Origin of the sequence: Arsenophonus endosymbiont of Bemisia tabaci Q2, from assembly GCF_902713415.1 — a bacterium.
GTDB lineage: Bacteria > Pseudomonadota > Gammaproteobacteria > Enterobacterales > Enterobacteriaceae > Arsenophonus.
This window is the reverse complement of the sequence record NZ_CACTIE010000143.1, coordinates 1-7,405: the sequence shown is the minus strand read 5'-3', so window position 1 is coordinate 7,405 and position 7,405 is coordinate 1. Positions and strand designations below refer to the sequence as shown.

Annotated in this window: 6 protein-coding genes and 4 pseudogenes; all 10 read right to left on the bottom strand. The window is 38.6% G+C overall.

Annotated elements, in window-relative coordinates; all coding sequences use genetic code 11:
• Positions 1–172 precede the first annotated feature (172 nt).
• The gene (locus tag ARSQ2_RS07990) at positions 173–358 is read right to left on the bottom strand and encodes an IS630 transposase-related protein (protein ID WP_181994130.1); all 186 of its coding nucleotides are present in this window, start codon (positions 356–358) and stop codon (positions 173–175) included.
• A gap of 72 nt (positions 359–430) precedes the next feature.
• Positions 431–997, bottom strand: a pseudogene (pabC, locus tag ARSQ2_RS07985) (aminodeoxychorismate lyase); the annotation flags it as partial.
• A gap of 386 nt (positions 998–1,383) precedes the next feature.
• Positions 1,384–2,649, bottom strand: coding sequence for a beta-ketoacyl-ACP synthase II (gene fabF / locus ARSQ2_RS07980; protein WP_181994968.1), 1,266 nt, complete (start codon positions 2,647–2,649; stop codon positions 1,384–1,386).
• A gap of 101 nt (positions 2,650–2,750) precedes the next feature.
• Entirely contained in the window at positions 2,751–3,014 is a 264-nt protein-coding gene (acpP, locus tag ARSQ2_RS07975) for an acyl carrier protein (RefSeq protein ID WP_181994967.1), read from the bottom strand.
• Positions 3,015–3,163: 149 nt separating this feature from the next.
• On the bottom strand, positions 3,164–3,898 hold the full coding sequence (gene fabG, locus ARSQ2_RS07970; protein ID WP_181994966.1) for a 3-oxoacyl-ACP reductase FabG: 735 nt from the start codon (positions 3,896–3,898) through the stop codon (positions 3,164–3,166).
• A gap of 7 nt (positions 3,899–3,905) precedes the next feature.
• Positions 3,906–4,837 (bottom strand): annotated as a pseudogene (fabD, locus tag ARSQ2_RS07965) (ACP S-malonyltransferase).
• A 19-nt stretch (positions 4,838–4,856) separates the two neighbouring features.
• Positions 4,857–5,810, bottom strand: a complete 954-nt coding sequence (locus tag ARSQ2_RS07960) for a beta-ketoacyl-ACP synthase III (protein WP_181994965.1) — start codon at positions 5,808–5,810, stop codon at positions 4,857–4,859.
• A 6-nt stretch (positions 5,811–5,816) separates the two neighbouring features.
• Positions 5,817–6,852 (bottom strand): annotated as a pseudogene (gene plsX / locus ARSQ2_RS07955) (phosphate acyltransferase PlsX).
• A 31-nt stretch (positions 6,853–6,883) separates the two neighbouring features.
• Positions 6,884–7,054 carry a 50S ribosomal protein L32 gene (rpmF, locus tag ARSQ2_RS07950; RefSeq protein WP_026822220.1) on the bottom strand — a complete coding sequence of 57 codons (171 nt, stop codon included), beginning with the start codon at positions 7,052–7,054 and terminating at the stop codon, positions 6,884–6,886.
• A 5-nt stretch (positions 7,055–7,059) separates the two neighbouring features.
• Positions 7,060–7,287: pseudogene (locus tag ARSQ2_RS07945) on the bottom strand (YceD family protein); the annotation flags it as partial.
• Positions 7,288–7,405 lie beyond the last annotated feature (118 nt).

Here is a 7,405-nt window from a genome sequence, read left to right as displayed (position 1 = left end):
GCCTTCTGACAAACGCCAAAACGCTCTGCACGCTCTTTTTGGTAACCATATGGATATTGTTCAACATTTTTATAGCTAAGCGTCTTAATTTTGATTACAAAATATATGTTTTTTTCCAATATAAATTTACTGATATAGAGTAATTACTTGTAATCATTTTAAAGTCGCCCAGCTATATCAACTCGGATTTATCGATTTTTCGCTGACGCGTAGTCGATGCTTTTGGCTCTATTTGATTAATCCAACGCGATACAGATGCAGAGCCAATCCGAAATTGCTTCGCTGTTTCTCGGATACTCAACCCTTCTTCTTCCATGGTAAATATCACTTTACGTCTAAAATCAATTGAATAGCTCATATAAATAATGTCATCAAAATTAAGTCGCTTAGCTATATAATACGCTTAACCGATAATGTGGGCATTAAAGCATTAGCAATGATTACCTCCATCGCTCTGTGCCAATATATTAGCATAGTCGCTGATATAGAAAAGTTCATAATCAGTATCAGATAAACTCGCAATAACCTGTTTGCGCATTACACCTTCAACACCAGCGTGATTTAAATTGGGCGTGTAAATTCGTTTTCCTTTCCGTAAAAAAATATTTGCTGCGCAACATCCAATCAATATGCCATTAGTATCCGTCACAATAGCTTCATCAACATTTAATAATTCAATTTGCTGTTTTATTAATATTTTTTCTAATAGATTTAAATGTTTAATGCCGGCCAAATAACAGTTACTATTTACGGGTATTTTACTCAATGCTAAATTAATACCTCTTTGCTGTTGATTTAAATAAATAGGTGGATAATCACTTAACGCAATAATGACTGTTGCTTTGTTGAGGCCTGCGATGCTATATCCTCGGCCACCTTCACCACGACTAATGATAACTTTAATCACCGCTAAATCCTTTTTATTCAAAAACGCTATTTTATTTATATCAGCAGCCAATTTTTGCCAATCTGGTGTAGGTAAAAATAGTTGTGTAACCCCTTTTTGTAATCAATAAATTTGGTGTGACAATAAGGCTGGTTGATGTCCAACCACGCGAATTGTTGTAAAACAGCCATCACCCAAATTGAAGAGCTCTACCCATTACCGAAATATTATTTTGCTTTTCACCATTAATCCAAAATATCATTTCGTTAACTTCTTAATCAAACTGAATACCTACTACTTATCGCTACAGTTTATTTAAAATCCATCATTTATATCAATAAAAAAAGCCTCAACTTATAGCTGGGCGACTTTAAAATGATTACAAGTAATTACTCTATATCAGTAAATTTATATTGGAGAAAAACATATATTTTGTAATCAAAATTAAGACGCTTAGCTATAAGTTAGATTGAGGCCTCTTTATGAGAAAATATCAATTAATTGACTTTACGAAAAATAATCGAACCATTTGTGCCGCCAAAACCAAAAGAATTGCATAATGCATACTGCATATTTTCAACTTTACGTTTCTTATCCGGTATAAAATCTAGCCGTCCTGTCTTCACTAATTCGTCTAATTCACTATCGAGATTTTCAAGGTTAATTGTTGGAGGAACAAGTTGATCTCTCAACGACAGAATCGTAAAAATAGATTCAATTGCACCTGCTGCACCTAATAAATGACCGGTCATCGATTTAGTCGAGCTAACCAGTATTTTACTCTGCTCTGGGTAAATTGATGCAACTGCTCGCGCTTCAGCAATATCTCCTGCCGGTGTTGATGTACCATGAGCATTAATGTAACCTATTTTTTCTGCGTTTATACCTGCATCCTGTAACGCATTTGTCATCGCCAGTGCCGCACCTTCACCATTCTCTGGTGGTGACGTCATATGATAGGCATCACTACTCATACCAAAACCGGCAAATTCAGCATAGATTTTAGCGCCTCGAGCTTTAGCATGCTCATACTCTTCCAGCACCAAAATACCTGCTCCATCGCCTAATACAAGACCATCTCGTTCATGATCCCAAGGTCGGCTTGCTCGCTCAGGTTCGTCATTACGTCTTGATAAGGCTTTGAGAGAGCCAAATCCAGCAATACCTAAGGATGTACTTGCTTTTTCTGCGCCACCCGCCAGCATGATATCCGCGTCACCATAAGCAATAATCCGCGCTGCATGACCAATGTTATGCACCCCAGAAGTACAAGCGGTAGCAATAGAGATAGTTGGGCCTTTAAAGCCATAAATAATACTTAAGTGTCCAGCCACCATATTGATAATAGTTGAAGGAACAAAAAAAGGACTTACTTTACGCGGGCCATTAGTGAGTAAAAGATCACAGTTTTCCTGGATTAGTCCTAATCCGCCAATACCAGAACCAATTGCTGCGCCAATGCGATGCGCATTTTTTTCTCTGATTTCTATACCTGCATCTTCGATAGCTTGTTTACCAGCAGCAAGCCCATATTGAATAAAAAGATCCATCTTGCGCCCATCTTTAGCCGAAATACCATAATCGTCATGATTAAAATTTTTAACTAGACCCGCGAACTTGGTTGTATGGTTTTCAGTGTTAAAATGCTCGATAAGGCTGATGCCACTCTGTCCAGCACATACAGCATTCCAAGATAACTGAACTGTGTTGCCGACAGGAGATAACATGCCGAGTCCAGTCACAACTACTCGACGTTTAGACACGTATATCCTCCAGAAAAAGGAATAAGTTTCGGTGAAAATATAGGCGGTCGATCGACCGCCTGAATATGTGCATAAAAGCTCTCTATAATTAAATTTACGGCTTATGAGCTATGGCTATTAATATAATCAATAGCTGCTTGCACTGTCGTGATTTTTTCCGCTTCTTCATCAGGAATTTCGGTATCAAACTCTTCTTCTAATGCCATGACTAGTTCAACAGTGTCAAGAGAATCCGCACCTAAATCCTCAACAAATGAAGAATTATTTGCAACTTTATCTTCTTTAACACCTAACTGTTCAGCAATTATTTTTTTAACACGGCTTTCAATACTGTTGTTGGCAACATCTTGGTTTTTAGTGCTCATACTATTTAAATTCCTATTAAAACTCGCTTTCACGATGGTTTTCGTAGTTTAGATACAGGAAAGGCACAACCCAATCCTGGCTATTCGAACCTGATTTCGCATTATTATATGCTATTTTAGCGTTAACCATGCAAATGATTCATTGGTTTTTAAATCATACACATGCCACCATTGACATGTAATGTTTCACCCGTGATGTAAGCTGCTTCATCAGAAGCTAAAAATGCTACAGCACTGGCAATTTCTTTTGGATCACCGAGCCGCCCTACAGGAACATTAGCTAAAATGCCTGCTTGCTGTTCATCTGTCAATGCTTGAGTCATATCGGTTTTTATGAAACCAGGTGAAACAACATTCACCGTAATACCGCGGGTAGCTACTTCACGTGCTAATGATTTACTAAAAGCGATAATACCTGCTTTAGCCGCTGCATAATTTGCCTGTCCAATATTACCCAATGTGCCAATTACTGAGCCGACAGAGATAATGCGACCATAACGTTTTTTCATCATTGAACGCATTATAGCTTTGGATAGACTAAAGATCGAAGTTAAGTTTGTATCAATAACTCTGTCCCACTCTTCTTTTTTCATTCGCAGCAATAGATTATCACTGGTAATACCTGCATTATTAACTAAAATATCAATTTCACCAAATTCTGTACGAATTTTAGATAGAGTACTATCAATAGATTCAGTGTCTGTCAGATTCAAGATATAACCTTTACCTTTATCACCAAGATAGCTACTAATCGCCTCGGCACCTTCTTTGCTTGTAGCAGTACCAACTACTTTCGCACCACGTTCAGCCAGTAGTTCAGCTATTGATCGCCCGATACCACGACTTGCCCCAGTTACCAAGGCTATTTTTCCATCAAAACTCATGTTTTCCTCAATTATTTATCAACGCAGCGATTAATGATGCCGTATCATTAATCGCTACCGAATTAATCGTACTCACAATGCGCTTAGTTAAACCAGTCAATACTTTACCTGGCCCTATTTCTAATAGTTGCACGATCCCTTGCTCAGCCATGAATTCGATGGTTTCAACCCAGCGTACAGGATTATACAGCTGCCTGACTAAAGCCTGTCGAATACCCTCTACCGAATTTTCGATTTTAACATCGATATTATTTACAACAGGGATATTAGGCTTATTAAATACAACTTCTTCTAATGCTTGCGCTAATTTTTTTGCAGCAGGCTGCATCAATGCACAATGTGAAGGTACACTGACAGCCAACGGTAAAGTACGTTTTGCACCAGCCGCTTTACATAAAGCTGCCGCTCTCTGAACAGCACTTTTTTCACCGGCAATAACAACCTGACCTGGCGAATTAAAATTAACTGCAGAAACCACTTGGCCTTGTTCAGCTTGCTGACACGATGCTAATACTGATTCATTATCCAAACCAATAATTGCATACATAGCCCCCATCCCTTCCGGCACAGACTCTTGCATCAATTGCCCGCGTAGTTCTACCAATCTGACAGCGGATTTAAAATCGATGACATCGGCGCAGACTAATGCAGAATATTCACCTAAACTATGGCCTGCTATTAGTGTAGGCATTTTGCCTTTTTTTCCTGCCATACTCGAAAAATTGCCACAGATGCGGATAAAAGTGCTGGCTGTGTTTTCCAAGTTTTATTTAATTCTTCTTCTGAGCCACTTTGGACCAAATCCCATAAATCATATCCTAAGACATTAGAAGACTCAGCAAACGTTTCCTCTACTACTGCAAACTCTTTTGCTAGATCAGCTAACATGCCAAGAGATTGAGAACCTTGGCCAGGAAAGATCATTGCAAAATTAGACATTTTTATTTTCCTGTATAATTTAAAAACGGATCAGCGCTGAGCCCCAAGTAAAACCACCACCAAATGCTTCAAGCAATACCATTTGCCCTCGCTGTATGCGGCCATCTCTGACTGCTTCATCAAACGCTGTCGGTACTGATGCTGCTGAAGTATTACCGTGTCTATCCAGCGTAATAACGACTTTATCCATTGGCATTGCGAGCTTTTTTGCTGTTGCTTGAATAATCCGTAAATTAGCTTGATGCGGGACTAACCAATCCAATTTTGATTTATCTAGTACATTTTTTTCTAATGTTTTATCCACTACATTAGCTAACTCACTCACCGCGATCTTAAAAACCTCATTACCCGCCATTGTGACATAAGCTGGCTCTGAGCATTTACTATGCTCTTGATGGCGTAAAGTTAATAAATCACCATAATTACCATCGGCATGTAAATGGGTCGACAAAATTCCTGGCTCTGGTGAACCGCCGACAACGATTGCACCTGCTGCATCACCAAATAAAATAAGTGTACTACGATCATTCGGATCTAATGCTCTTGATAATACATCAGAACCAATAACTAATGCCTTCTTCGCGATCCCTGTTCTAATGAACTGATCGCTAATACTCAGTGCATAAGTGAAGCCAGCACATGCAGCAGCAACATCAAATGCGGCACAGTTTTTAATCCCTAATATTTGTTGGATTTGGCATGCCGCACTTGGAAAGGCATGGGTCGAAGAAGTCGTTGCTACAATGATTAAATCAATTTCATTAGCTGCGATGCCAGCCATTTCTAACGCTTCTCGCGCAGCTTTAGCACCCATTGTAGATACATTATCTTCTTCTGTTGCGATACGGCGTTCTTTAATTCCTGTTCGGGTAGTTATCCATTCATGAGAAGTATCTACCATTTTCTCTAAATCAGCATTCGTACGAATCTGTACAGGCAAATAGCTGCCAGTACCTAAGATTTTTGTATACATTTTGCTTTAATCACTCTTTGGTAGTAAGGTATTCAAGCGAGTCGCAATTCTATCAGGAATTTGCTTCTCTACCGCCTGAATCGCCTGTTCAATTGCAGCTTTAAATGCTTTTTGGTTTTCCGCTCCATGACTTTTAATTACAATGCCGTGTAATCCTAAAAGTGAAGCACCATTATATTTATCAGGATCCAGGTGCCGAAAACGTTTTGAGATACGTTTCTGTAACCACGGTTAATCAACTTCATCAGCCACGATGAGATCTTATTTTCTGTAGTTGAAGATTTTACTAAAGATAAAATAACGCGTATCACACCTTCCATTGTTTTCAACGTTACATTACCTGCGAAGCCGTCACAAACGAATACATCAGCTTTACCCGTCAATAACTCATTACCTTCTAGATAACCAATATAATTAATAGAAGGTGTTGCTTTTATATTGAGGCGGCTTCGCGGATATTATCTAAACCCTTATTTTCTTCTTCACTAATATTTAATAATGCTACGCGTGGATTGCTTATATTAGAAACCTCTTCAGCCATTACTGCTCCCATTACGGCAAATTGTACTAACATTTGACTATTGCAGTTAACATTAGCGCCTAAATCAAGTACAACGGTTTTACCATGCTCTTGATTTGGCAAAATCGTTGTCAACGCTGGCCTTTCAATACCATTTATTGTCTTCAATATGAGTTTTGCTAATCCCATAAGTACACCAGTATTTCCAGCACGAATACACGCTTTCGCCTGACCAGACTTCACTAAGTCTAAAGTAATCCGCATTGACAAGCATTTACTTTGCCTGATTACTTGTAATGGCTTAATATTATTAGCAATAGGATATTAAGCAGGAATAATTTGCAAACGCTCACGCAGCTCAGCACGCTGATCTGCAAGCAATGGGTTTAAAATTTCGGGAATACCAACCAGTAATAATCTTAACTGTGGGTTAGAAACGAATGCCTGCAATGCAGCAGGCACAATAATGCGAGGACCATTATCCCCAAACATCGCATCTAATGCTAAGGTTAAATTAGCCAAGGTATTAATCGTTTAATAATTAACACAACAACTATTTATTAATAACCTTGCGACCACGATAATAGCCATCAGCAGTCACATGATGACGCAAATGGGTTTCACCAGAAGTTTTATCTACCGATACTTCGGCAGTTGTCAATGCATCATGTGAGCGACGCATACCACGTTTAGAACGAGTGGGTTTATTTTGTTGTACGGCCATTCACCTTACTCCTTAAGTACTTTTTTTAAACTAGCTAATACGGCAAAGGGATTTGGCTTTTCTGCCTCGTTAGGCAACTCACCAAAAACCATATCCGCGTCGGACACTTCGCAGCGTTCAGAGTTATGAACCGGGATCACCGGCAAAGAGAGGATTATTTCATCTTCAATCATTGCTAGCAAATCTATTTCAGCAAATTGATCAATAATGATTGGCTCATACTCTTCAGGTAATATAGCTAAGGGTCTTAATTTTAATTACAAAAATATATGTTTTTCTCCAATATAAATTTACTGATATAGAGTAATTACTTGTAATCATTTTAAAGTCGCCTAGCTATAACTCAATCCT